The organism is Collimonas fungivorans (assembly GCF_001584145.1).
Lineage (GTDB): Bacteria > Pseudomonadota > Gammaproteobacteria > Burkholderiales > Burkholderiaceae_D > Collimonas > Collimonas fungivorans.
On record NZ_CP013232.1, the window covers coordinates 1,031,268 to 1,056,378 of the forward strand.

The following is a 25,111-nucleotide window of genomic DNA, read 5'->3' on the forward strand; positions in this document are numbered from 1 at the left end:
GAGACATATCGACATGCAAAATCGTTCGTTAGCGGTTGCCGAGGCTTATGTGAATATCGTGTTTTTATTCACGGAGCAAAAATGCGCCATCTTTTCCTCAAGACCTTGCCGCTTCTGTTGCTGGCAGCCGGCATCGCTACTGCCCATGCGCAGGACAAGACCAGGATCAAGGTCGGCGTCTCGGTCGGCAATGCCGAACAGACTTTTGAAGTGGTGAAGAAAGTGGCGGCCCAGGAAGGCCTGGATATCCAGGTGATCACCTTCAGCGATTACCTGCAGCCGAATGAAGCTTTGGCCGCCGGCGACCTGGATGCCAATGCATTCCAGCATAAACCCTTCCTCGACAGCCAGATCAAGGCCAGGGGCTACAAGATCGTGCCGGTGGCGTTGACCATCACGGCGCCGCTGGGAATCTATTCGAAGAAGTATAAAAATGTCGACCAGCTGCCGCAGGGCGCCAGCATCGGCATCCAGAACGATCCCTCGAACGGCAACCGGGCCTTGCTGTTGCTGCAGAAGGCCGGCCTGATCAAGCTCAAGGCGGGTGTCGGCGAAAACGGCGTCAATGCGACGCCGCTGGATGTGGTCTCGAATCCGAAGAAATTGAAACTGGTGGAGCTCGACGCCGCGCAGTTGCCGCGTTCGCTGGACGACCTGGCGGCGGCATCGGTGAACAACGATTATGCGGTGAAGGCCGGCTTGTCGCTGCAACGTGATGCGATTGCGGTGGAGGATGCCAAAGGGCCTTACGCCAACTTGATCGCCACGCGGGCGGAAGACAAGGATAAACCTTGGGTGAAGAAACTGGTCAAAGCCTACCAGTCGGCACAGGTGCGCAATTTTATTGAAACCGAATTCAAGGGTTCGCTGATTCCGGCGTTCTGATCTTGCGTCCTGGCGTGGCTGTTGCTACGCCAGGACGCAGGTTTCAATTGTCAAACAGGCGGCCGAGTTCAACTCCCGGCTGCGCGGCGCGCATGAAGGCTTCGCCGACCAGGAAGGCGTTGACGTTGGCGTCGCGCATGCGTTTGACGTCGTCGCGGGTGTGGATGCCGGACTCGGTCACGACCAGTTTGTCCGCCGGTATCTGCGGCAGCAGGTCCAGGGTGGTTTGCAGAGAGGTATCGAAAGTGCGCAGGTTGCGGTTGTTGATGCCGAGCAGCTTGGTTTTCAGTTTCAACGCCGCCTGCAGTTCTTCCGCGTTATGCACTTCCACCAGCACGCTCATGCCCAGTTCGTGGGCGACAGCCTCCATTTCCGCCATCAGCCCATGGTCCAGCGCGGCCACGATCAGCAGGATCGCATCGGCGCCCCAGGAGCGCGCCTGGTACACCTGATAGGGATCGATCATGAAATCCTTGCGCAGGGCGGGCAAGTTGCATGCGGCGCGGGCCTGTTTCAGGTAATCGGGCGAGCCCTGGAAAAACTGGATATCTGTGAGCACCGACAGGCAGGCTGCACCATGCGCCGCATAGTCGACCGCAATCTCTGCAGGCCGGAAGTCGGCCCGGATCACGCCTTTGGAAGGCGACGCTTTCTTGACTTCGGCAATCACGCCGGCCTGGCCCGCGGCGATTTTTGCGCGCAATGCGGCTTCGTAGCCACGCAAGGCGGCGCGCGCTTCGGCATCGGACTCTACGTCGCGGCGCAGGCTGGCGAAGTCCTGCTGTTTTTTCGCCGCTGCGATTTCATCGGCCTTGACGGCCAGGATTTTATTCAAGATATCTGACATGGTGCGTTTCCTTTGCTGTGCTTGCCGTCAGCCGGCGGCAGCGATGGCTTGCGTGGCTTGCACGAATTGATCGAGTTTGGCCTTGGCCGCGCCGGAAGCGATGACGGCGCGCGCCTTGTCGAGCCCGTCCGCAATCGAACTGGCGACGCCGGCGGCATACAAGGCCGTGCCGGCATTGATGGCGACGATGTCGCGCGCCGGCCCCGGCTGGTCTTCTAGTGCTTCCAGCACTTTCTGTTTCGACTCGGTCGAGTTCGACACTTTCAGGTTGCGGCTGGCGATCATCTGCATGCCGAAATCTTCCGGATGGATTTCGTATTCGCGGATTTCGCCGTCCACCAGCTCACCCACCATGGTGCCGGCGCCCAGCGAAACTTCATCCATATTGTCGCGGCCCCAGACCACGATGGCGTGCTGTGCGCCCAGCCGCTGCAGCACGCGCACCTGGATCCCGACCAGGTCGGCGTGGAATACGCCCATCAGGATATTCGGCGCGCCGGCCGGATTGGTCAGGGGACCTAGGATATTAAAGATGGTGCGCACGCCCAGCTCTTTGCGTACCGGCGCTGCATGTTTCATTGCCGCGTGGTGGTTCGGTGCGAACATGAAACCGATGCCGGTCTGTTCTATCGATTCCGCCACTTGCGCGGGCGTCAGGTTGATGTTGGCGCCGAACGCTTCCAGCACGTCGGCGCTGCCGGACGACGACGACACGCTGCGGCCGCCGTGCTTGGCGACGCGCGCGCCGGCGGCGGCGGCGACAAACATCGATGCCGTTGAAATATTGAAGGTTTGCGCGCCATCGCCGCCGGTGCCGACGATATCGACCAGGTTGGCGGTGTCGCGGCAGGGCACGGGAGTGGCAAATTCGCGCATGACTTGCGCTGCGGCAGCGATCTCGCCTATGGTTTCTTTCTTGACGCGCAGGCCCATGGTCAGCGCCGCGATCATCAGCGGCGACATTTCGCCGCGCATGATGCGGCGGAACAGCGACAGCATTTCGTCGTGAAAGATTTCGCGATGCTCGATGCAGCGCAACAGGGCTTCTTGTTCGGAGATGGGCATGATTTCCTTGCTACGAATCAGGTTGGCGGCGCCTGGTTACGCGCCGGCGCCAAGTGTTCTCAGGCAGTTCTTTGAACAAAGTTACGCAGCAAGGCGTGTCCATGTTCCGACAGGATCGATTCAGGGTGGAACTGCACGCCCTCGATATCGTAATCCTTGTGCCGCACACCCATGATTTCGCCGTCCTCGGTCCATGCCGTGATTTCCAGGCAAGCCGGGATCGAGTTGCGCTCGATGGCCAGCGAGTGGTAGCGGATCACCGTAAACGGGCTCGGCAGATCCTTGAACACGCCGACGCCGGTATGGGTGATCGGCGAGGTCTTGCCGTGCATGACCTGTTGCGCGCGGATCACCTTGCCGCCGAACGCTTCGCCGATGGCCTGGTGGCCGAGGCAGACGCCGAGGATCGGCAGCTTGCCGGCAAACTGCTGCAGCAGCTCGACGCAGATGCCGGCTTCCTTCGGACTGCATGGGCCTGGCGACAGGCAGATGCGGTCCGGTTTCAGCGCCTGGATCTGTTCCAGCGTGATTTCGTCGTTGCGGAAAGTACGTACATCTTCACCCAGTTCACCGAAGTATTGCACCAGGTTGTAGGTGAAGGAATCGTAGTTGTCGATCATCAGCAGCATCAGATTTCTCCATCCAGTCCGTCTTGCACCTGTTCCGCCGCGCGCAATACCGCGCGCGCCTTGTTCTCGGTTTCCTGCCATTCCATCTCGGGCACCGAATCGGCGACGATGCCGGCGGCGGCCTGCACGTACAGCATGCCGTCCTTGATGACGCCGGTGCGGATCGCGATGGCGACATCCATTTCGCCGCCGAACGACAGGTAGCCGCAGGCGCCGCCGTAGATGCCGCGCTTGGTCAGTTCCAGTTCGTCGATGATTTCCATGGCGCGCACTTTCGGCGCGCCGGACAGGGTGCCGGCCGGGAAGGTGGCTTTCAGCACGTCCAGGTTGGACAGGCCGGACTTGAGCTCGCCTTCGACATTGGACACGATGTGCTGCACATGCGAATATTTTTCGATCACCATCTGGTCGGTGACCTTGACGCTGCCGGTTTCGGCGATACGGCCGATATCGTTGCGCGCGAGGTCGATCAGCATAACGTGTTCGGCGATTTCCTTGGGATCGGCCAGCAGTTCGGTGGCCAGCTGCGCATCTTGTTCCGGCGTGGCGCCGCGCGGACGGGTGCCGGCCAGCGGACGGATGGTGACTTTGCGCTTGGCTTCGCCATCAGCTTTTGGCGCCGAGGTCTGTTCGTTGCGGACCAGGATTTCCGGCGAAGCGCCGACGATCTGCATGTCGCCGAAATTATAGAAATACATGTACGGCGACGGGTTCAGCGAGCGCAGGGCGCGGTACAGCATCAGCGGCGAGTCGACATACGGTTTCTTGATGCGCTGGCCGATCTGGACCTGCATCAGGTCGCCGGCCATCACGTATTCCTGGGCTTTGGCCACAGCTTTCAGGTAATCCTCTTTCTTGAATTCGCGGATGGTTTCGGTGCGCACCGAAGCCGAGGTGACCGGGGCGTCGGCCGGGCGGCGCAGCATGTTGCGCAAGTCTTTCAGGCGCTGGCGGCCTTTGGAGAACGCTTCCGGCTGGGTCGGGTCGGCATATACGATCAGGTACAGCTTGCCGGACAGGTTGTCGATCACCGCCAGCTCTTCCGTCAGCAGCAGCTGGATGTCGGGCAGGCCGAGATCGTCCCTGGGCGTCGAGTTGGCCAGGCGCTTTTCGATATGGCGCACCGTGTCGTAGCCGAAGTAGCCGGCCAGTCCGCCGCAAAAGCGCGGCAGGCCGGGGCGCAGCGCGACTTTATAGCGCGACTGGAATTCAGCGATGAAATCGAGCGGATTGCCTTCGCGGCTCTCGACCACCTTGTCGTTATTGAGCACTTCGATGCGCGTGCCGTAGCTGCGCAGCAGCATGCTGGCCGGCAGGCCGATGAAGGAGTAGCGGCCGAAACGTTCGCCGCCGACCACCGATTCCAGCAGGAAGGTGTTCTTGCCGGTCTGCTGGGTTTGCGCCAGCTTCAGGTATAGCGTCAACGGCGTTTCCAGATCGGCAAAAGCTTCTGCGATCAGCGGGATGCGGTTGTAGCCTTGTGTGGCCAGCGATTTGAATTCGAGTTCGGTCATTGTTTCTCTCCAGGCCGCTATTGTAAAACAGCGGTGGTGTACTACAAAAAACGTTGCCTGGGTTCTAATACTGCGGAAGCAGCAGGCAGCGGCGATCTACGGACTTAGTTAGCCCAGGATTGCCAGCGTCGCCAAAGCCAGGCCTCAGGGGCGGCCAGGTAGACGGAATGTTTTTTGTCGAGAAACATGAGTGGTTTAGATAAAACGGTCAGTGACTTATATGTTGTGCTGCAACCAGCAGTGAAGCGACTATACCATCGGAATCGACATTTTGTATAGACTCGCCGTGATTGTATCCGTAAGGCACGTTAAACACCGGGCAGCCGGCGGCGCGGGCGGCCTGGGCGTCGTTGCTGGAGTCGCCGATGGCGACTACCTGCGCCGGCTGCAGCTGGAAAGCGGCGCACACCGCCAGCAGCGGCATCGGGTCGGGTTTTTTCAGCGGAAAGGAATCGCCGCCGTAGACCACTTCGAAATAAGCGCGCAAGCCGGTTTTTTCCAGCAGCGCTTCGGCGAACAGCAGTGGCTTGTTGGTGACGCAGGCCAGGCGCAGGCCTTTGGCACGCATGGCTTGCAAGCCGTCCACCACGCCCGGGTAAAGCGTGGCGTAGCTACCGTTGACCACGGCGTAGTGGCTTTGATAGGAATCCAGTGCGGCGCTGAAGCGCAGCTCCACTTCCGGCGCCGGGTAATCGACGCCGAGCACGCGCCGGATCAGGTTTTCGCTGCCTTTGCCGACAAAATCGACGATCGTCTGCTGCGCCAGCGGCGCCAGGTCCAGTTCGGCGCGCATGCGGTTGACGGCGACGTGGAAATCCGGCGCGGTATCCAGCATGGTGCCGTCAAGGTCGATGATGGCGGCGGCGATGCCCTTCAGGGCGACGATTCCTGGCGCGGCCGCGGTCATACGCTTGCCAGCTGGATCCGCATGTCGTCGATCACGGCCTTATAGTCGGGTTTGCCGAAAATGGCCGAGCCGGCGACAAAGGTGTCGGCGCCTGCCTTGGCGGCGGCTGCAATGTTGTCGATCTTGATGCCGCCGTCGACTTCCAGCATGATCTCGCGGCCCGAGGCGTCGATGCGCTGGCGCGCTTCGGCGATTTTCTTGAGCGCTTCCGGGATGAACGACTGGCCGCCGAAACCTGGGTTGACCGACATGATCAGGATGATGTCGATCTTGTCCATCACATAGTCCAGGTAATGCAGCGGCGTGGCCGGGTTGAACACCAGGCCGGCCTTGCAGCCGTGGTCGCGGATCAGCTGCAGCGAACGGTCGACGTGGTCCGATGCTTCCGGATGGAAAGTAATGATGTTGGCGCCGGCCTTGGCGAAGTCCGGGATGATGCGATCTACCGGACGCACCATCAGGTGGACGTCGATCGGCACCTGCACATGCGGCCGGATCGCTTCCAGCACCAGCGGGCCGATGGTCAGGTTGGGAACGTAATGGTTATCCATCACGTCGAAATGGATCATGTCGGCGCCGTCGCGCACGACATTGCGTACTTCCTCGCCCAGGCGGGCGAAATCGGCGGAGAGGATACTGGGAGCGATACGATAGGTTGGCATAGGCATTATAGGCAATCCAGGGAAGGGCGCTAAAAAGAGCGCTATTTTACCCTTTCGTCTTGCGCCTGGTGGGCTGTTGCAGTCCACTAACTGCCTTGCAGCTTGCGTCCGGGGGTAAATTCGTGTGCAATGACCTGCTATATAGAGTATCTGCAGTATTAATCGAGGAACCCCGCGAGGAAACCAGCATGGCCGCCTATGAATTTACCGTTTCTGTCAAAACCCAGTACCTGGAAGAGCAGTCCCAGCCTGACAGTTCGCACTATGTATTCGCCTATGCGATCACGATCAAGAACACCGGGCAGGTCGCGGCCCAGTTGATTTCACGCCACTGGGTGATCACCGACGCCAACAACCATGTCGAAGAAGTGCGCGGCCTGGGCGTGGTCGGCCACCAGCCCCTGCTGCAGCCGGGCGAGCAGTTCGAATACACCAGCGGCACTTCGATGGCGACGCCGCAGGGCTCGATGACGGGCGAGTATTTCTGCGTGGCCGAAGACGGCGAGCAGTTCGAGGCGCGCATTCCGGAATTCATCCTGTCTTTGCCGCGCACCTTGCACTGATGCATTGGTATTGCGCATTGGAGTTGAACTATTGGTCCTGGCCGCCGTCTTTTGGTGGTAACGGTTTGGCGGGCGGTTTCCGGTCCGGCTTGCGGCCGGAAAACATGGTCCACCAGACAATGAATGCAAATAACAAGAAGGCGAAACACGCTTCGAGAGCCACTAACCACATAAAGAATCCTAAATGCTATTTAAACGTATCAGTCTACCCGCTTCTGCTGCCCTCATCATCGCACTCAGCCTAGCTGCCTGTACTACCACTCCAGTCACCACACCGGCGCCGGAAGGTCCGCGCCAGCCGGGCACGCCGACGGCGCCATCCGCCGCACCGGGCGCCAACTTGCGTGCAACCACCTTTGCTGCCTTGCCAGGCTGGGGCAGCGATGACTTGCGCCAGGTCCTGCCGGCGTTCCTGACTTCATGCTCGACCCAGGCGCGCAAGAGCGACTGGAAAGAGCCCTGCGCGGTGGCGGCTGGCCTGGACGGCAATAATGAAAGCGCGATACGCACGTTTTTCCAGTCCTTTTTCACGCCCTATCAGGTGATCAATCCTGACGGCTCCGATAACGGCCTGGTGACCGGCTACTACGAGCCCTTGTTGAAAGGTTCGCGCAAGCGCGGCGGCCCATACCAGACGCCGATCTACCGGGCGCCGGAAGACTTGCTGACGGTCGAGCTGGCCAGCATTTATCCCGAGCTGAAAGGTTTGCGCTTGCGCGGCCGCCTGGTGGGAAACAAGGTGCTGCCTTACCCGAATCGTGCTGAGCTGGACAAGTCTGGCATGCTGGCGGGCAAGGAAATCCTGTGGGTGGACGACCCTATCGATGCTTTTTTCCTGCAAGTCCAGGGTTCCGGCCGGGTCCAGCTGAACGACGGCAGCAGCGTCGTGCGGGTCGCTTACGCCGACCAGAACGGCTATCCCTACAAGTCGATCGGCCGCTACCTGGTGGATAAGGGCGAGCTGACGCTGGCGCAGGCTTCGGCGCAGGGGATCAAAGCCTGGCTGGCGGCCAATCCGGGCCGCCAGCAGGAATTGCTGAATGCGAATCCGAGCTATGTCTTCTTTAAGGAGGAGAAGGTAGCCGATCCGAGCAAGGGGCCGAAAGGCGCGCAAGGCGTGCCGCTGACGCCGCTGCGCTCGATCGCGGTGGATCCGCAGTTCGTGCCGCTCGGCACACCGGTATTCCTGGCGACCACGCAGCCGAACAGCAATGCGCCGCTGCAGCAGCTGGTGGTGGCGCAGGATACCGGCGGCGCCATCAAGGGTGCGGTAAGGGCCGATTTCTTCTGGGGTTTTGGCAATGAGGCCGGCGACAAGGCCGGCCGCATGAAGCAACGCGGCATGATGTGGCTGCTGCTGCCGAAGCTGGCAGCAGCGCGCTAGGGGAAAAGCAGCCCGAGACCGGCCGGCGCCGGGCTAGATGGGTATTTAGCGCAGGACCAGCACCGGGATGGTGGAATGGGCCAGCACGCGCTGGGTCTTGCTGCCCAAAAACAGCCGGCTCAGGCCGCTGCGGCCGTGCGAAGCCATGAAAATCGCGTCGCAGTGGTATTTTTCGGCGGCGCTGATGATCTCTTCGTCGGGATTGAAGGCTTGCGCTGTCAGCATTTCGCAGGGGACGCCGGCATTCTTGGCGGCGTCGGCGACTTTTTGCACATTGAGTTTTGCCAGCGCCAGCATGTTTTCTTCATAGGTGCCGGGATCGGTGGCCATGGTGCTTTCAGCCATCGGCGAGAACGGATAAGGTTCGGCAACCGAGAGGGCAATGATCCTGCCGCTGCTGAATTTGGCAAATTCAATCGCTGTATTGATGGCCTTGTCCGACAGGTGGGAGCCGTCGGTAGGTACAAGAATGGTTTTGAACATGGCTTGCCTCCTTCTGGTTGAAAAAGGTGTGTCGGTCAAAATCTGGCGATCTTGTCGGTAATATAGAGCCTTGATTCAATAGCCTTGCTTAAATGTATAGACAGTTTGCAGGCAGGAAGATTCCTTGGATTTCTGTAAAGTATTCGCGTTACAGCCATCCTATCTCTTATATAGCGGCGCTACAATTAAGTTTATTCGACTCAAGTTAAATGGGATCTGCAATGACATACGAAAACATTCTGGTTGAAACACAAGGAAAAGTCGGCCTCATCCACCTGAATCGTCCCAAGGCCCTGAACGCCCTGAACGACCAGCTGATGAGCGAGCTGGGCGAGGCTTTGCTGAAATTCGACGCTGATCCCGAGATCGGCTGCATCGTCCTGACCGGCAGCGACAAGGCGTTTGCGGCCGGCGCCGACATCGGCGGCATGGCCGAGCTGAGTTACATGGACGTGTTCAAGGGCGACTACATCACCCGTAACTGGGAGAAGATCCGCAGCGTGCGCAAGCCGGTGATTGCCGCCGTGGCGGGCTTTGCCCTGGGCGGCGGCTGCGAGCTGGCCATGATGTGCGACTTCATCATTGCCGCCGACAACGCCAAGTTCGGCCAGCCGGAAATCAAGCTGGGCATCATCCCCGGCGCCGGCGGCACTCAGCGCCTGCCGCGCGCCATATCGAAATCCAAGGCGATGGACATGTGCCTGACCGCACGCATGATGGACGCCGCCGAGGCCGAGCGCGCCGGCCTGGTGTCGCGCGTGGTTCCGCTGGAAAGACTGCTGCAGGAGGCGCTGGAAGCGGCGATAGTGATTTCCTCGATGTCGTTGCCGGCGGTCATGATGATCAAGGAATCGGTCAACCGCGCCTATGAAACCACCCTGGCGGAGGGTATCAACTATGAGCGCCGCCTGTTCCACAGCACCTTCGCTACAGAGGACCAAAAGGAGGGCATGCAGGCCTTCCTGGGAAAACGTTTACCCGTTTTTAAAAATCTTTAACAAATCGCTTGCCATAGGGGGAAATGGTTTGCTATAGTTCGCCTCCCGTTGAGAACGACGCGAAATTACCGAGACAGCGAAGAGAAGTTAGAGCTGTTTTGTGAGTGGAGTTTGAGAGGGGAAAAGGGGGTTTGCAGGTGATGTGGGCAGGTAAAAGTTTTTCGGTAAGTAGTAAAAAAAGTAGTTGACGAAAAGCTGGAAACGCCACATAATCTCATCTCTCTGCTGCTGACAAACAAAACGATTTGTTGGCGACGCGAACCGGCATGCTGGTGACGCGAAGTAGAAGGTTCTTTAACAATTAACAGTCGATAAGTGTGGGCGTTTGATGGAAGTGCAGCGTCATTCATGTAAATGGGTGGCGTATAACTTAAAACATTAAATGTTCACAAAAGAAGAAAATAGGCGCTTTTGAAAGAAAGTGGCCTGTCAGTATTTTGAGTGAGCGATAGCAGAGATGCTAGGCAGCAATGCCACAAAACAGAGATTGAACTGAAGAGTTTGATCCTGGCTCAGATTGAACGCTGGCGGCATGCCTTACACATGCAAGTCGAACGGTAACAGGGAGCTTGCTCCGCTGACGAGTGGCGAACGGGTGAGTAATATATCGGAACGTACCTTTGAGTGGGGGATAACTAGTCGAAAGACTAGCTAATACCGCATACGATCTACGGATGAAAGTGGGGGCTCGCAAGACCTCATGCTCATAGAGCGGCCGATATCTGATTAGCTAGTTGGTGAGGTAAAGGCTCACCAAGGCATCGATCAGTAGCTGGTCTGAGAGGACGACCAGCCACACTGGGACTGAGACACGGCCCAGACTCCTACGGGAGGCAGCAGTGGGGAATTTTGGACAATGGGGGCAACCCTGATCCAGCAATGCCGCGTGAGTGAAGAAGGCCTTCGGGTTGTAAAGCTCTTTTGTCAGGGAAGAAACGGGGGATCCTAATACGGTCCCCTAATGACGGTACCTGAAGAATAAGCACCGGCTAACTACGTGCCAGCAGCCGCGGTAATACGTAGGGTGCAAGCGTTAATCGGAATTACTGGGCGTAAAGCGTGCGCAGGCGGTTTTGTAAGACAGGTGTGAAATCCCCGGGCTTAACCTGGGAATGGCATTTGTGACTGCAAGGCTAGAGTGTGTCAGAGGGGGGTAGAATTCCACGTGTAGCAGTGAAATGCGTAGAGATGTGGAGGAATACCGATGGCGAAGGCAGCCCCCTGGGATAACACTGACGCTCATGCACGAAAGCGTGGGGAGCAAACAGGATTAGATACCCTGGTAGTCCACGCCCTAAACGATGTCTACTAGTTGTCGGGTCTTAATTGACTTGGTAACGCAGCTAACGCGTGAAGTAGACCGCCTGGGGAGTACGGTCGCAAGATTAAAACTCAAAGGAATTGACGGGGACCCGCACAAGCGGTGGATGATGTGGATTAATTCGATGCAACGCGAAAAACCTTACCTACCCTTGACATGTACAGAATCCCGAAGAGATTTGGGAGTGTTCGAAAGAAAGCTGTAACACAGGTGCTGCATGGCTGTCGTCAGCTCGTGTCGTGAGATGTTGGGTTAAGTCCCGCAACGAGCGCAACCCTTGTCATTAGTTGCTACGAAAGGGCACTCTAATGAGACTGCCGGTGACAAACCGGAGGAAGGTGGGGATGACGTCAAGTCCTCATGGCCCTTATGGGTAGGGCTTCACACGTCATACAATGGTACATACAGAGGGCCGCCAACCCGCGAGGGGGAGCTAATCCCAGAAAGTGTATCGTAGTCCGGATTGTAGTCTGCAACTCGACTACATGAAGTTGGAATCGCTAGTAATCGCGGATCAGCATGTCGCGGTGAATACGTTCCCGGGTCTTGTACACACCGCCCGTCACACCATGGGAGCGGGTTTTACCAGAAGTAGGTAGCCTAACCGTAAGGAGGGCGCTTACCACGGTAGGATTCGTGACTGGGGTGAAGTCGTAACAAGGTAGCCGTATCGGAAGGTGCGGCTGGATCACCTCCTTTCTAGAGTTTGCATGAAAGTTAAGCGTCCACACTTATCGTCTGTTAGTTAAGAAGAACAGGTATCGGTCAAAGGCTGTTGCGTAGAGATACGCGATAGTTGATGGTAGGCTCGTACTGATCCAAGCGGGTCTGTAGCTCAGTTGGTTAGAGCACCGTGTTGATAACGCGGGGGTCGTTGGTTCGAGCCCAACCAGACCCACCAAAGATTTCCGGGGGTTTAGCTCAGCTGGGAGAGCACCTGCTTTGCAAGCAGGGGGTCGTCGGTTCGATCCCGTCAACCTCCACCAAGTTTCCTTGGTGAGAATCGTGAAATATCAAACCTAAGTCGGTGCGAAGGATAGGCACTGGGATTTAGGTTTGGTCTTTTTAAGATCAAAAGCAATAACTGTTCTTTAACAATTTAGAAGAAGTAGTAAAGATTCGTCCATGACAAGACATTGTTGTGGATGGGTATGATTGTATCAAATCAAAAAGTATGTAAAGAGTTCTCAAAAGAGTCCATGGGCGCAAGCTGCATGGACATGCGAAAACACTTTGGATACGGCAAACGCTAAACTCATAGAAATACCTCTATAACCGCTTTTTGGGTGTGAACGCACTCAGAGGCTAAAGTTATAGGGACAAGTGAATAAGTGCACATGGTGGATGCCTTGGCGATATCAGGCGATGAAGGACGTAGTAGCTTGCGATAAGCTGCGGGAGCTAGCAAACAAGCTTTGATCCGCAGATTTCCGAATGGGGAAACCCGGCCCTAGTGGTCATTGCATACTGAATACATAGGTATGCAAAGCGAACGCGGCGAACTGAAACATCTAAGTAGCTGCAGGAAAAGAAATCAACCGAGATTCCCAAAGTAGTGGCGAGCGAAATGGGAACAGCCGCAAGTTTTAGCAGTGGACATAGTAGAACGACTTGGAAACGTCGGCCATAGAGGGTGATAGCCCCTTATACGAAATGATCATTGTGGAACTAAGCTTGCAACAAGTAGGGCGGGACACGTGTAATCCTGTCTGAACATGGGGGGACCATCCTCCAAGGCTAAATACTCGATATCGACCGATAGTGAACCAGTACCGTGAGGGAAAGGCGAAAAGAACCCCGGAAGGGGAGTGAAATAGATCCTGAAACCGTGTGCATACAAACAGTAGGAGCGGACTTGTTCCGTGACTGCGTACCTTTTGTATAATGGGTCAGCGACTTACATTCAGTGGCAAGCTTAACCGTATAGGGAAGGCGTAGAGAAATCGAGTCCGAATAGGGCGTTCAGTCGCTGGGTGTAGACCCGAAACCAAGTGATCTACTCATGGCCAGGATGAAGGTGCGGTAACACGCACTGGAGGTCCGAACCCACTAATGTTGAAAAATTAGGGGATGAGCTGTGGGTAGGGGTGAAAGGCTAAACAAACTTGGAAATAGCTGGTTCTCTCCGAAAACTATTTAGGTAGTGCCTCAAGTATCACCATCGGGGGTAGAGCACTGTTATGGCTAGGGGGTCATCGAGACTTACCAAACCATTGCAAACTCCGAATACCGATGAGTGCGAGCTTGGGAGACAGACGCCGGGTGCTAACGTCCGACGTCAAGAGGGAAACAACCCAGACCGCCAGCTAAGGTCCCAAAGATTGGCTAAGTGGCAAACGAAGTGGGAAGGCTAAAACAGTCAGGAGGTTGGCTTAGAAGCAGCCATCCTTTAAAGAAAGCGTAATAGCTCACTGATCGAGTCGTCCTGCGCGGAAGATGTAACGGGGCTAAGCCAGTCACCGAAGCTGCGGATATCAATTTATTGATATGGTAGGAGAGCGTTCTGTAAGCCTGCGAAGGTGTCTTGTAAAGGATGCTGGAGGTATCAGAAGTGCGAATGCTGACATGAGTAGCGATAATGGGGGTGAAAAGCCCCCACGCCGTAAGCCCAAGGTTTCCTGTTCAACGTTCATCGGAGCAGGGTGAGTCGGCCCCTAAGGCGAGGCAGAGATGCGTAGCTGATGGGAAGCAGGTTAATATTCCTGCACCGTCGTGTGATGCGATGGGGGGACGGATCGCGGAAGGTTGTCCGGGTGTTGGAAGTCCCGGTTCCTATATCAGAGAAGGCTGTTAGGCAAATCCGGCAGCGTAATTCAAGGGTATGGGACGAGCCAATTTATTGGTGAAGCAATCGGAAGTGGTTCCAAGAAAAGCCTCTAAGCTTCAGTCACACGAGACCGTACCGCAAACCGACACAGGTGGGCGAGATGAGTATTCTAAGGCGCTTGAGAGAACTCGGGAGAAGGAACTCGGCAAATTTGTACCGTAACTTCGGGATAAGGTACGCCCATGTAGTTTGACTGGCCTGCGCCAGAAGGACGAAAGGGCTGCAATAAAAAGGTGGCTGCGACTGTTTAATAAAAACACAGCACTCTGCAAACACGAAAGTGGACGTATAGGGTGTGACGCCTGCCCGGTGCTGGAAGATTAAATGATGGGGTGCAAGCTCTTGATTGAAGTCCCAGTAAACGGCGGCCGTAACTATAACGGTCCTAAGGTAGCGAAATTCCTTGTCGGGTAAGTTCCGACCTGCACGAATGGCGTAACGATGGCCACACTGTCTCCTCCCGAGACTCAGCGAAGTTGAAATGTTTGTGATGATGCAATCTACCCGCGGCTAGACGGAAAGACCCCATGAACCTTTACTGTAGCTTTGCATTGGACTTTGAACCAATCTGTGTAGGATAGGTGGGAGGCTTTGAAGCGGGGACGCTAGTTCTCGTGGAGCCAACCTTGAAATACCACCCTGGTTTGTTTGAGGTTCTAACCTTGGTCCGTTATCCGGATCGGGGACAGTGCATGGTAGGCAGTTTGACTGGGGCGGTCTCCTCCCAAAGTGTAACGGAGGAGTTCGAAGGTACGCTAGGTACGGTCGGACATCGTGCTAATAGTGCAATGGCATAAGCGTGCTTAACTGCGAGACTGACAAGTCGAGCAGGTACGAAAGTAGGACATAGTGATCCGGTGGTTCTGTATGGAAGGGCCATCGCTCAACGGATAAAAGGTACTCTGGGGATAACAGGCTGATTCCTCCCAAGAGTTCATATCGACGGGGGAGTTTGGCACCTCGATGTCGGCTCATCACATCCTGGGGCTGTAGCCGGTCCCAAGGGTATGGCTGTTCGCCATTTAAAGTGGTACGTGAGCTGGGTTTAAAACGTCGTGAGACAGTTTGGTCCCTATCTGCCGTGGGCGTTGGAAATTTGAAGGGGGCTGCTCCTAGTACGAGAGGACCGGAGTGGACGAACCTCTGGTGTACCGGTTGTCACGCCAGTGGCATTGCCGGGTAGCTAAGTTCGGAAGAGATAACCGCTGAAAGCATCTAAGCGGGAAACTTGCCTTAAGATGATATTTCCCGGGAACTAGATTCCCCTAAAGGGTCGTTCGAGACCAGGACGTTGATAGGTCAGGTGTGGAAGCGTAGTAATACGTTAAGCTAACTGATACTAATTGCCCGTGAGGCTTGTCCCTATAACCTTAGCAGGTTATATGATGAGCTTATTTGTTTGCCAAGATTCGAAAGAATCGTTTGGACACTCATACCCAACCGGACTCACTCACCCTAGTGAGTTCGGTATAAAAAACTACTTCTTCTAAATTGCGTTCTTTGTTGCTCCAATCGGAGAACAAAAACGATACAAGTTATGCCTGATGACCATAGCGAGTTGGTACCACCCCTTCCCATCCCGAACAGGACCGTGAAACGACTTTGCGCCGATGATAGTGCTGCAACCAGTGTGAAAGTAGGTCATCGTCAGGCTTTTATTAAAAAACCCTCTGCATTCATCTGCAGAGGGTTTTTGCTTTGGGGTTTTGGTTTGCGCAGCCGATAATTTCCGGCAATTTCATCTTTCCGCTAACAAAACCACTGTGTTTTTAACCAGTTGTCCTGTATGATTCATTGATTCACATAAAGGCCAACTGCGATGATAGGTCGTCTTTCCGGGATTCTGCTCGAAAAAAATCCTCCCCAATTGCTGATTGACTGCAACGGCGTCGGCTATGAAGTCGGTGTGCCGATGAGCACTTTCTACAATTTGCCGGGACTGGGTGAGAAGGTCGCCTTGCTCACCCACCTGGCGATACGGGAAGATGCACATGTGCTGTATGGTTTCGGCACAGCTGAAGAACGGAATGTTTTCAAGCAGCTGATCAAGATCAGCGGCGTCGGCGCCCGTACTGCCTTGTCCATTTTGTCTGGCATGTCGGTGCAGGATCTGGCGCAGGCAATCACCATGCAGGAAGCCGGCCGTCTGACCAAGGTGCCGGGCATCGGCAAGAAAACCGCCGAACGCCTGTTGCTCGAATTGAAAGGCAAACTGGGAGCCGACCTGGGACCGGTCGGCAGCCATCATGCCAGCGACGCCAGCGGCGATATCTTGAATGCCCTGATTGCGCTTGGTTATTCCGACAAGGAAGCGATGCTGGCGCTCAAGCAGCTGCCGGCTGACACCAGCGTGTCGGATGGTATCAAATTGGCACTGAAAGCCCTGTCCAAGTTGTAATCGGACAGGCTAAAGCTGATCATTATTGCTTTATTGATGGTGTAGATGTCTTTTTTTATATCTAATCGCTACAGTCTGGCTACAATCCGACCATGAGTATCCAAACCGACGATTTCGCCGAACAACGCATTATCGCTGCCACGCCCGCTTCGCCGAATGAAGAGGCGATCGAGCGGGCGCTGCGGCCGAAGCAGCTGGACGAGTACGTCGGCCAGGAAAAGATACGCGACCAGTTGCAGATATTCATTACCGCCGCCAGGCAGCGGCGTGAAGCTTTGGACCACACTTTGCTGTTCGGTCCCCCGGGCCTGGGCAAGACCACGCTGGCGCATATCATTGCGCGCGAAATGGGCGTCAACCTGCGCCAGACTTCGGGGCCGGTGCTGGAACGCGCCGGCGACCTGGCTGCGCTGCTGACCAATCTCGAAGCCAATGACGTGCTGTTCATCGATGAAATCCATCGCTTGTCGCCGGTGGTGGAAGAAATCCTGTATCCGGCGCTGGAAGATTATCAGATCGATATCATGATCGGCGAAGGCCCGGCAGCACGCTCGGTGCGCCTGGACCTGCAGCCGTTCACCCTGGTAGGCGCGACCACGCGCGCGGGGATGCTGACCAATCCGCTGCGCGACCGCTTCGGCATTGTCGCCCGCCTGGAGTTTTATACGCCGCAGCAATTGAGCAAGATCGTTACGCGCAGCGCCTCCTTGCTGGGCGCGCCGATCATGGACGACGGCGCTTTTGAAATCGCCAAGCGCAGCCGCGGCACGCCGCGCATCGCCAACCGCCTGCTGCGTCGGGTGCGCGACTACGCCGAAGTCAAAGGCAACGGTGAAATCACCAAGCCGATGGCGGATGCGGCGCTGGTGATGCTGGATGTCGATCCGGTCGGTTTCGACGTCATGGACAGGAAGCTGCTGGAAGCGGTGCTGTTCAAGTTCGGCGGCGGCCCGGTCGGCCTCGACAACCTTGCCGCCGCCATCGGCGAAGAACGCGACACGATCGAAGATGTGCTTGAGCCGTACCTGATCCAGCAGGGATACCTGCAGCGCACGCCGCGCGGCCGTATTGCAACTCCGCTGGCATACAGCCATTTTGGCGTGGCGGCGCCCCGCACCGGACCGAACGGCGAGTTATGGGGGCAAAATTAATCCGCCCACAGATACTGATGCAGCAAGCGGACAGCCGGCGGCAATGCAAATCTGGGTCGACGCCGATGCATGTCCCGGCGTCATCAAGGAAATTCTGTTTCGGGTCGCCGACCGGCTGCATATCGTGGTGACCCTGGTAGCCAACAGGTTGTTAAGGGTGCCGCCTTCGCGGTTCATCAAGGCGGTCCAGGTGGCGTCCGGTTTCGACGTCGCCGATCGCGAAATTGTTCGATTGCTGCAAGCGGGCGACCTGGTGATTACCGCCGATATCCCGCTGGCAGCCGATGTGCTTGAAAAGGGCGGCAACGCCTTGAATCCGCGCGGCGAATTTTATACCGAGGACAACATCCAGCAGCACCTGACGATGCGCAATTTCATGGATGAACTGCGCGGCAGCGGCGTAGAAACCGGCGGTCCGGCGGCATTCAGCCAGAGCGACCGCCATCTGTTCGCAGCACAGCTTGACCGGTTTTTGCAGAAGTCGCGGAATCGATGAATGTTTCTAAGAGCCTGTTCACGATCTGTAGCGAGCGCCCGTCAGCTGGTACTAAACGGCGCGGAGAAACCGGAGTGTACTTCAGTACATGAGGATTTCGAGCACCGATTAGTGCCAGATCACGGGTGCGCAGTAAGATCGTGAATAGGCTCTAATCAAGGCAGGACCGCGGGCCCGGTGTCGTCCCGCAATCCAGGTGTCGAAATGTCAATGTTTCTGCGCTTGTGTAAAAATTGAACGTCACAGACAATACGATAGCCTTCACTAATAGTGTGCAAGTCAACCATGCTTATGTCTACCAAAGCTAACCGTTACGCCAACCAGCTTCTGGATGCGCGGGCGCGTGCCAAATTGATGCCGCTGTTGTCGGCCGCCGACGCTCTCTCGCCGATGGATGGATACGATATCGGCAAGCGCATCCTGGACGCCAGCATCGGCCAGGGCGATACCCCGGTCGGCCGCAAGGTCGGCTTCAGCAACCGCACCATCTGGCCGAAATACGGCATCACCGAAACTATCAATGCGCCGATCTGGGCGCACGTATTCGACAGTACCGTGCGCTACGCTGAAGATAACCGCGGCATCCAGAGCCTGGAAGGGGCCCTGCAGCCGCGCATCGAACCGGAAGTAGTGTTCAGCCTGGGACGGACGCCGGCGCCGGATGCGGACCTGGAGGAAATCGCCGACTGCATCGAATGGATGGCGCACGCCTTCGAAATCGTGGTGTGTCCATTCCCGGACTGGAAGTTCGAAGTGGTCGATGCGATCGCTGCGTTCGGCCTGCACGGCACGCTGATCGTCGGCGAGCCGCATATGCTGTCGACGGCAACCCGCCGCAATCTCGCCAGCATGCTGGCCAACGCCAGCGTTTCGCTGTCGTGCTGCACCGAAGATTCGGTGACCCTGTGCGGCGCCGGTTTCGGCAGCGACGTGCTGGATAGTCCGGTGCACGCCTTGTGGCACTTGCACCAGGTGCTGAATGCGCAATCGCAGTTCACGCCTTTGCAGGCCGGCGAAATCATCACTACCGGCACCTGGACCGATGCTTATCCGGTGCAGGCGGGACAGACTTGGGTCACCGCATTTTCAGGCATCGCGCTGCCAGGCTTGACGGTATCCTTCGTGTAATCCATCTGATGCAGGGTGTGGCGCCAGGCAAATAAAAATGCCGTTCAGCGAATCGCTTGAACGGCATTTTTTTGGGAGCAGCGTGCTAGTCTGGCGAAGCACTTACTCTTCGCGTACCCAGGTCTGGGTGCGGCCAAGCATCGGTACGCCGATATAGCCGCGTACGTTCAGTTTTTTGCCGTCGTCGATCAGTGCCATCTTGCTCTTGTAGACCTTGCCGTTGTCCGGATCAAGAATGGTGCCGCCGTTGTACTCGTTGCCATCCTTTTTCATGCCGTTGATGATGGTCATGCCGAGGATAGGCTGGTCTTTCAGCTCGCCCTGGCATTTCACGCATTTCGGATTCTGGTCCTGGCTAGGATCGCGCAGCAGTTTTTCGATCTTGCCGTGCAGTTCGCCATTGGCTTCGCTGATGCGGATCAGTGCCTTGGGCTTGCCGGTATGGTCATCGATATTCTTCCAGAGGCCGACTGCCGAGCTGGTGTCCTGCGCGAAGGCGCCGAAAGCCAGCAAGGCGGTGCTGGCGATTGCGGTCGTCAAAAGATGCGTCAAAAGTTTCTTCATGTTTGTCTCCTGTTTCTGTCGCACCGGCTGCATTGCTGCGGGCCGGGACAATCATATTATTAAGAAATCAAGATACTTTTAATTTTGCAAACTGTTCGCGAAGTTTCTCAAGGGTACTCGAAAAACTGACCAGGCGCTCCCGCATCTGCGCAACCACCTGTGCCGGTGCTCTTGCGACAAAGCTTTCATTGCCTAGCTGGGTCTCGGCTTTCGCCATCTCACCTTCAATACGAGTGATTTCCTTGCCCAAACGTTCCCGTTCAGCTGCAACATCAATTTCTACCTTGAGCAGCAGCTTAGCATCGCCCACTATGGAGACCGGCGCAGGGGATTCGGGTAGAGTCTCTACTACTTGCACCTCTGACAATTTCGCCAAGGCCTGCAGGTACGGTGCAAACGACAGCAAGGTCGCTTGCTGGTCCGCCGCGCCGGCGATGATCAGCGGCACCCGTACTGCCGGCGACAACTGCATTTCGCCGCGCAGGTTGCGGCAGGCGTCGGTCAGCGACTTCAGCTGGGTCATCCAGGCTTCCGCGCTGTCATCGATCTTTTCCAGGTTCGCTTCAGGATAAGGCTGGCGCATGATGGAGTCGCCGGCCGGATCGAGCGCCTTGCCGGTCAGCGGCGCCACGCTTTGCCATAAGGCTTCGGTGACGAACGGGATGACCGGATGCGCCAGGCGCAATACGACTTCCAGTACGCGCAGCAAGGTGCGGCGGGTAGCGCGCTGCTGCGCTTCGCTGCCTTGCTGGATCTGCACCTTGGCCACTTCCAGGTACCAGTCACAATATTCATCCCAGACGAATTTGTAGATGGCCGAAGCGATATTGTCGAAACGGTAGTCGGCAAAACCCTTGGCGACTTCAGCCTCGGTGCGCTGCAGGAGCGACACGATCCAGCGGTCGGCTTGCGAGAATTGCAGTTTTTCCTTGTCGCAGACGCCAGGCGTATGGCCGTCGAAACCGCAGTCCTTGCCTTCGGTGTTCATCAGTACGAAGCGGGTGGCGTTCCACAGCTTGTTGCAGAAGTTGCGATAGCCGTCGCAGCGGCCGAGGTCGAAATTGATATTGCGGCCGAGCGTCGCCAGTGAGGCGAATGTGAAGCGCAGTGCATCGGTGCCGAAGGCCGGGATGCCGTCGGCAAATTCCTTGCGGGTCGCCTTAGCAATGCGTTCCGCATCCTTCGGTTGCATCAACCCGACAGTACGCTTCGCCACAAGCTCCTCGAGCGTGATGCCGTCGATCAGGTCGATGGGGTCAAGCGTATTACCCTTCGACTTCGACATCTTCTGGCCATTGCCGTCGCGTACCAGGCCATGCACATACACGGTCTTGAACGGCACCTTGCCGGTGAAGTGGGTGGTCATGATCACCATCCGCGCCACCCAGAAGAAGATGATGTCGAAGCCGGTGACCAGCACCGACGATGGCAGGAACATCTTGTAGTCCGGCGTTTCTTCCGGCCAGCCCAGGGTCGAGAACGGCACCAGCGCCGATGAGAACCAGGTATCGAGCACATCGTCGTCGCGCCGCAGCGCGCCGGTATAGCCGGCAGCAGCAGCCTTGGCTTGCGCTTCCGCTTCATTGCGGGCGACATAGATCTTGCCGTCGTCGGCATACCAGGCCGGGATCTGGTGGCCCCACCACAGCTGGCGCGAAATGCACCAGTCCTGGATATTGTTGAGCCACTGGTTGTAGGTGTTGTTCCAGTTTTCCGGGATCATCTGGATTTCGCCGTTGGCGACTTTTTCCAGTGCGACTTCGGTAATCGATTTACCCGGGAAGTGCGTGCCTTCCGGCGCCGGCTTGCTCATGGCCACGAACCACTGGTCGGTCAGCATCGGTTCGATCACCACGCCGGTGCGGTCGCCGCGCGGCACCATCAGCTTGTGCGGTTTCACGGATTCCAGCAGACCTTGGGCCTCAAGGTCGGCTACTATCTGCTTGCGCGCCGCGAAACGATCCATGCCCTGGTATTGGGCCGGCCCGTTTTCATTGATCTTGGCGTCCAGCGTCAAGATGGTGATTTGCGCCAGATTGTGCCGTTGTCCTACCGCGTAGTCATTAAAATCATGCGCCGGCGTGATCTTCACGCAACCAGTGCCGAATTCCTTGTCGACATAGCTGTCGGCAATGACCGGGATTTCACGGTCGGTCAGCGGCAGCTTGAGCATCTTGCCGACCAGATGGATATACCGTTCGTCAGTCGGATCGACTGCCACCGCGACGTCGCCCAGCAAGGTTTCCGGACGGGTAGTCGCCACCGTCAGATGGCCGCTGCCGTCGGCAAACGGATAGCGGATATGCCACATCGAACCGTCTTCTTCTTCCGACACTACTTCCAGGTCGGACACTGCGGTACCGAGCACCGGATCCCAGTTCACCAGGCGCTTGCCGCGATAGATCAGGCCTTGCTCGAACAGGCGTACAAATACTTCAACCACGGTCCCGGACAGCTTGTCGTCCATCGTGAAATATTCACGGCTCCAGTCGGTGGAAGCGCCCATGCGGCGCATCTGGCCGGTAATGGTGGAACCGGATTTTTCTTTCCACTCCCAGACTTTTTCGACGAATTTCTCGCGGCCGAGGTCATGGCGCGAAATTTTTTGCGCATCGAGTTGCCGTTCGACCACGATTTGCGTGGCGATGCCCGCGTGGTCGGTGCCCGGGATCCATGCCGTGTTGAAACCGCGCATCCGATGGTAGCGGGTCAGGCCATCCATGATGGTCTGGTTGAAAGCATGGCCCATGTGCAGCGTGCCGGTGACGTTGGGCGGCGGCAACTGGATGCTGAAGGACGGCTTGTCGGCGTCGGTGGTGGCGGTGTAGTACCCGCGCTTTTCCCACTCGCTGCGCCAGAATTGTTCAATCTCGGCAGGGTCGAAAGACTTGGCTAATTCCATGATTTATTGGGGTTCTTTGCTAAAGCGATCTAAAACGATGATTATAAAGTACGCAGCCGACTCGCTCCTAGCATTGGGGCCTGGCAGACATGGTTTTTTGACGTAAAGACAATCGCGCAGGCGGATTTGCCACGGATCGCCGGCTTCTATACTTGATCTGGGATAAGGAAACCCGGATTTTCGATATACCGCAAGCCGATTGCGGGTGTAAAATCCTTTCCGCTGCCTTGGGACTTAGATTCATTCAAACACCGGGGCAATGCAACGCTAGGGGTCCTGATTGCTGAAATGCCAATGCAATCGGGTGAGAAATACCCTCGAACCTGATCTGGGTAATGCCAGCGAAGGGAAGCTGTCGAGATGTAACCGGCCGATTCACAATGCTGTTCCGTGATCCCGCGCCACCAGACTCGAAAACTCCTTTGCTGGCTCCAAGCCATGAATTACAAGCAAAGGAGCCAATATGAACGCCAATCCAAAATTCTTGTCCGCCACAGCAACGGTGGATGAAGCCGCAATCCATCCCCTGCCGAATTCCCGCAAGATCTATGTCACCGGCTCGCGTCCTGACATCCGCGTACCGATGCGGCAGATCAGCCAGTCCGATACGCCGGCCTCGTTCGGCGCTGAAAAGAATCCACCGATCTATGTCTATGACACTTCGGGACCATACAGCGATCCCGATGTAAAGATCGATATCCGTTCCGGCCTGGCGACGCCGCGCCTGCCATGGATCATGGAACGTGACGATACCGAAGAACTGCCGGGCCCGAGCTCGGAATACGGCATCGAGCGCCTCAACGATCCGAAGCTGGCCGAACTGCGCTTCAACCTGCACCGCAAGCCGCGCCGCGCCAAGGCCGGCAAGAACGTCTCGCAAATGCACTATGCGCGCCAGGGCATCGTCACGCCGGAAATGGAATTCGTGGCGATCCGCGAAAACATGCGCCGCAAGGAATACCTGGAAGAGCTGAAAGCCTCCGGCCCGATGGGCAACAAGCTGGCCGATTTGATGGGCCGCCAGCATCCCGGCCAGTCTTTCGGCGCTTCGCTGCCGGCCGCGGGCGATTTTGTCACGCCGGAATTCGTGCGCGACGAAATCGCCCGTGGCCGCGCCATCATTCCTGCCAACATCAACCACCCGGAAATCGAGCCGATGATCATCGGCCGCAATTTCCTGGTCAAGATCAACGCCAACATCGGCAATTCGGCGGTGACCTCGTCGATCGGCGAAGAAGTCGAGAAAATGACCTGGGCCATCCGCTGGGGCGGCGATAACGTGATGGATCTGTCGACCGGCAAGCACATCCACGAAACCCGCGAATGGATCATCCGCAACTCGCCGGTGCCGATCGGCACCGTGCCGATCTACCAGGCGCTGGAAAAGGTTAACGGCAAGGCCGAAGACCTGACCTGGGAAATCTTCCGCGACACCTTGATCGAGCAAGCCGAGCAGGGCGTGGACTATTTCACCATCCACGCCGGCGTCCGCCTGCAATACGTGCCGATGACCGCCAAGCGCCTGACCGGCATCGTCAGCCGCGGCGGTTCGATCATGGCCAAGTGGTGCCTGGCGCACCACCGCGAATCGTTCCTCTATGACCATTTCGAAGACATCTGCGAAATCATGAAAGCCTACGACGTCAGTTTCAGCCTCGGCGACGGCTTGCGTCCTGGCTCGATCTACGACGCCAACGATGAAGCGCAGCTGGGGGAACTGAAGACCCTGGGCGAACTCACCCAGATCGCCTGGAAACACGATGTGCAAGTGATGATCGAAGGCCCCGGCCACGTGCCTATGCACCTGATCAAGGAAAACATGGACCTGCAGCTGGAACAGTGCCACGAAGCGCCGTTCTACACACTCGGACCGCTGACCACCGACATCGCCCCTGGCTACGACCACATCACGTCCGGCATCGGCGCCGCCACCATCGGCTGGTACGGCACGGCCATGCTGTGCTACGTCACGCCGAAGGAGCATCTGGGCTTGCCGAACAAGGTCGACGTCAAGGACGGCATCATCACCTACAAGATCGCAGCGCATGCGGCTGACCTGGCCAAGGGACATCCGGGCGCGCAGATCCGCGACAACGCCTTGTCGAAAGCACGCTTCGAATTCCGCTGGGAAGACCAGTTCAACATCGGCCTCGATCCGGACAAGGCGCGCGAATTCCATGACGAAACCCTGCCCAAGGATTCCGCCAAGGTGGCGCATTTCTGCTCGATGTGCGGTCCGCATTTCTGCTCCATGAAGATCACCCAGGAAGTGCGCGAATATGCCGCCGCGCAAGGCATTTCCGACATCGCCGCGTTGAAGCAAGGGATGGAAGTGAAAGCCATCGAGTTCGTCAAGAACGGCGCGGAAATCTATAGCAAGCAGTGAG

General features: G+C 57.1%; 18 protein-coding genes, 2 tRNA genes, 3 rRNA genes, 1 other RNA gene and 1 riboswitch. Of the genes, 14 read left to right on the forward strand and 10 right to left on the reverse strand.

Annotation, left to right across the window (positions count from 1 at the left end; genetic code table 11):
- Window positions 1–81: 81 nt before the first annotated feature.
- Window positions 82–885: a MetQ/NlpA family ABC transporter substrate-binding protein gene (locus CFter6_RS04445; protein ID WP_061538901.1), complete on the forward strand. Its 804-nt coding sequence runs from the start codon at window positions 82–84 to the stop codon at window positions 883–885.
- A 43-nt stretch (window positions 886–928) separates the two neighbouring features.
- Here the strand turns inward: CFter6_RS04445 and trpC are convergent, their stop codons facing one another.
- The 6 genes from trpC to rpe all read right to left on the reverse strand — a co-directional run bounded on the left by trpC (window position 929) and on the right by rpe (window position 6,509).
- A complete protein-coding gene (gene trpC / locus CFter6_RS04450) occupies window positions 929–1,732 on the reverse strand; it encodes an indole-3-glycerol phosphate synthase TrpC (RefSeq protein WP_061538902.1) in 804 nt (267 codons plus the stop codon).
- Window positions 1,733–1,759: 27 nt separating this feature from the next.
- On the reverse strand, window positions 1,760–2,797 hold the full coding sequence (gene trpD, locus CFter6_RS04455) for an anthranilate phosphoribosyltransferase (protein WP_061538903.1): 1,038 nt from the start codon (window positions 2,795–2,797) through the stop codon (window positions 1,760–1,762).
- A gap of 59 nt (window positions 2,798–2,856) precedes the next feature.
- On the reverse strand, window positions 2,857–3,426 hold the full coding sequence (locus CFter6_RS04460) for an anthranilate synthase component II (RefSeq protein WP_061538904.1): 570 nt from the start codon (window positions 3,424–3,426) through the stop codon (window positions 2,857–2,859).
- Window positions 3,426–4,940 (reverse strand): anthranilate synthase component I, encoded by a 1,515-nt coding sequence (gene trpE, locus CFter6_RS04465; protein ID WP_061538905.1) that lies wholly within the window; start codon window positions 4,938–4,940, stop codon window positions 3,426–3,428. Before trpE ends, CFter6_RS04460 begins: the two co-directional genes overlap by 1 nt.
- A gap of 208 nt (window positions 4,941–5,148) precedes the next feature.
- Window positions 5,149–5,847, reverse strand: a complete 699-nt coding sequence (locus CFter6_RS04470; RefSeq protein WP_061538906.1) for a phosphoglycolate phosphatase — start codon at window positions 5,845–5,847, stop codon at window positions 5,149–5,151.
- Window positions 5,844–6,509: a ribulose-phosphate 3-epimerase gene (rpe, locus tag CFter6_RS04475; protein ID WP_061542211.1), complete on the reverse strand. Its 666-nt coding sequence runs from the start codon at window positions 6,507–6,509 to the stop codon at window positions 5,844–5,846. The genes CFter6_RS04470 and rpe overlap by 4 nt, the downstream gene beginning before the upstream one ends.
- 188 nt (window positions 6,510–6,697) lie before the next feature.
- Between rpe and apaG the strand changes: the two genes are divergently transcribed.
- Window positions 6,698–7,072, forward strand: a complete 375-nt coding sequence (apaG, locus tag CFter6_RS04480) for a Co2+/Mg2+ efflux protein ApaG (RefSeq protein ID WP_014004694.1) — start codon at window positions 6,698–6,700, stop codon at window positions 7,070–7,072.
- Between the two features lie 184 nt (window positions 7,073–7,256).
- The gene (gene mltA, locus CFter6_RS04485; RefSeq protein WP_061538907.1) at window positions 7,257–8,456 is read left to right on the forward strand and encodes a murein transglycosylase A; all 1,200 of its coding nucleotides are present in this window, start codon (window positions 7,257–7,259) and stop codon (window positions 8,454–8,456) included.
- Between the two features lie 45 nt (window positions 8,457–8,501).
- On the opposite strand, the gene CFter6_RS04490 is transcribed toward mltA, so the two are convergent.
- Window positions 8,502–8,939 carry a universal stress protein gene (locus CFter6_RS04490; RefSeq protein ID WP_061538908.1) on the reverse strand — a complete coding sequence of 146 codons (438 nt, stop codon included), beginning with the start codon at window positions 8,937–8,939 and terminating at the stop codon, window positions 8,502–8,504.
- Between the two features lie 221 nt (window positions 8,940–9,160).
- Here CFter6_RS04490 and CFter6_RS04495 point away from each other — a divergent pair, with 221 nt between their 5' ends.
- The 9 genes from CFter6_RS04495 to CFter6_RS04535 all read left to right on the forward strand — a co-directional run bounded on the left by CFter6_RS04495 (window position 9,161) and on the right by CFter6_RS04535 (window position 18,130).
- The gene (locus tag CFter6_RS04495) at window positions 9,161–9,937 is read left to right on the forward strand and encodes an enoyl-CoA hydratase (RefSeq protein ID WP_014004697.1); all 777 of its coding nucleotides are present in this window, start codon (window positions 9,161–9,163) and stop codon (window positions 9,935–9,937) included.
- Window positions 9,938–10,426: 489 nt separating this feature from the next.
- Window positions 10,427–11,957: ribosomal RNA gene (locus tag CFter6_RS04500) — 16S ribosomal RNA — on the forward strand.
- Between the two features lie 125 nt (window positions 11,958–12,082).
- A tRNA-Ile gene (locus CFter6_RS04505) sits at window positions 12,083–12,159 on the forward strand.
- Window positions 12,160–12,168: 9 nt separating this feature from the next.
- Window positions 12,169–12,244: transfer RNA gene (locus tag CFter6_RS04510), tRNA-Ala, on the forward strand.
- Window positions 12,245–12,575: 331 nt separating this feature from the next.
- A 23S ribosomal RNA gene (locus CFter6_RS04515) occupies window positions 12,576–15,449 on the forward strand.
- A gap of 176 nt (window positions 15,450–15,625) precedes the next feature.
- Window positions 15,626–15,738, forward strand: a 5S ribosomal RNA gene (rrf, locus tag CFter6_RS04520).
- The 16S, 23S and 5S rRNA genes sit together here with 2 tRNA genes alongside, the layout of an rRNA operon.
- A gap of 166 nt (window positions 15,739–15,904) precedes the next feature.
- Window positions 15,905–16,483, forward strand: a complete 579-nt coding sequence (ruvA, locus tag CFter6_RS04525; RefSeq protein ID WP_061538909.1) for a Holliday junction branch migration protein RuvA — start codon at window positions 15,905–15,907, stop codon at window positions 16,481–16,483.
- A 92-nt stretch (window positions 16,484–16,575) separates the two neighbouring features.
- Entirely contained in the window at window positions 16,576–17,634 is a 1,059-nt protein-coding gene (gene ruvB / locus CFter6_RS04530) for a Holliday junction branch migration DNA helicase RuvB (protein WP_061538910.1), read from the forward strand.
- Window positions 17,635–17,677: 43 nt separating this feature from the next.
- On the forward strand, window positions 17,678–18,130 hold the full coding sequence (locus CFter6_RS04535) for a YaiI/YqxD family protein (protein ID WP_061538911.1): 453 nt from the start codon (window positions 17,678–17,680) through the stop codon (window positions 18,128–18,130).
- A gap of 15 nt (window positions 18,131–18,145) precedes the next feature.
- Here CFter6_RS04535 and CFter6_RS04540 read toward each other — a convergent pair.
- Window positions 18,146–18,220: non-coding RNA, sX9 sRNA (locus CFter6_RS04540), on the reverse strand.
- Between the two features lie 195 nt (window positions 18,221–18,415).
- On the opposite strand from CFter6_RS04540, the gene CFter6_RS04545 reads away from it, so the two are divergent.
- Window positions 18,416–19,258, forward strand: a complete 843-nt coding sequence (locus CFter6_RS04545) for a 2-keto-4-pentenoate hydratase (protein ID WP_061538912.1) — start codon at window positions 18,416–18,418, stop codon at window positions 19,256–19,258.
- 102 nt (window positions 19,259–19,360) lie between these two features.
- Here the strand turns inward: CFter6_RS04545 and CFter6_RS04550 are convergent, their stop codons facing one another.
- Window positions 19,361–19,822 carry a DUF2147 domain-containing protein gene (locus tag CFter6_RS04550; RefSeq protein WP_061538913.1) on the reverse strand — a complete coding sequence of 154 codons (462 nt, stop codon included), beginning with the start codon at window positions 19,820–19,822 and terminating at the stop codon, window positions 19,361–19,363.
- A gap of 67 nt (window positions 19,823–19,889) precedes the next feature.
- Entirely contained in the window at window positions 19,890–22,724 is a 2,835-nt protein-coding gene (locus CFter6_RS04555) for a valine--tRNA ligase (protein ID WP_061538914.1), read from the reverse strand.
- Window positions 22,725–22,983: 259 nt separating this feature from the next.
- Window positions 22,984–23,091: riboswitch (TPP riboswitch) on the forward strand.
- Window positions 23,092–23,187: 96 nt separating this feature from the next.
- On the opposite strand from CFter6_RS04555, the gene thiC reads away from it, so the two are divergent.
- On the forward strand, window positions 23,188–25,110 hold the full coding sequence (thiC, locus tag CFter6_RS04560) for a phosphomethylpyrimidine synthase ThiC (RefSeq protein ID WP_061538915.1): 1,923 nt from the start codon (window positions 23,188–23,190) through the stop codon (window positions 25,108–25,110).
- The last annotated feature ends 1 nt before the right edge of the window (window position 25,111 follow it).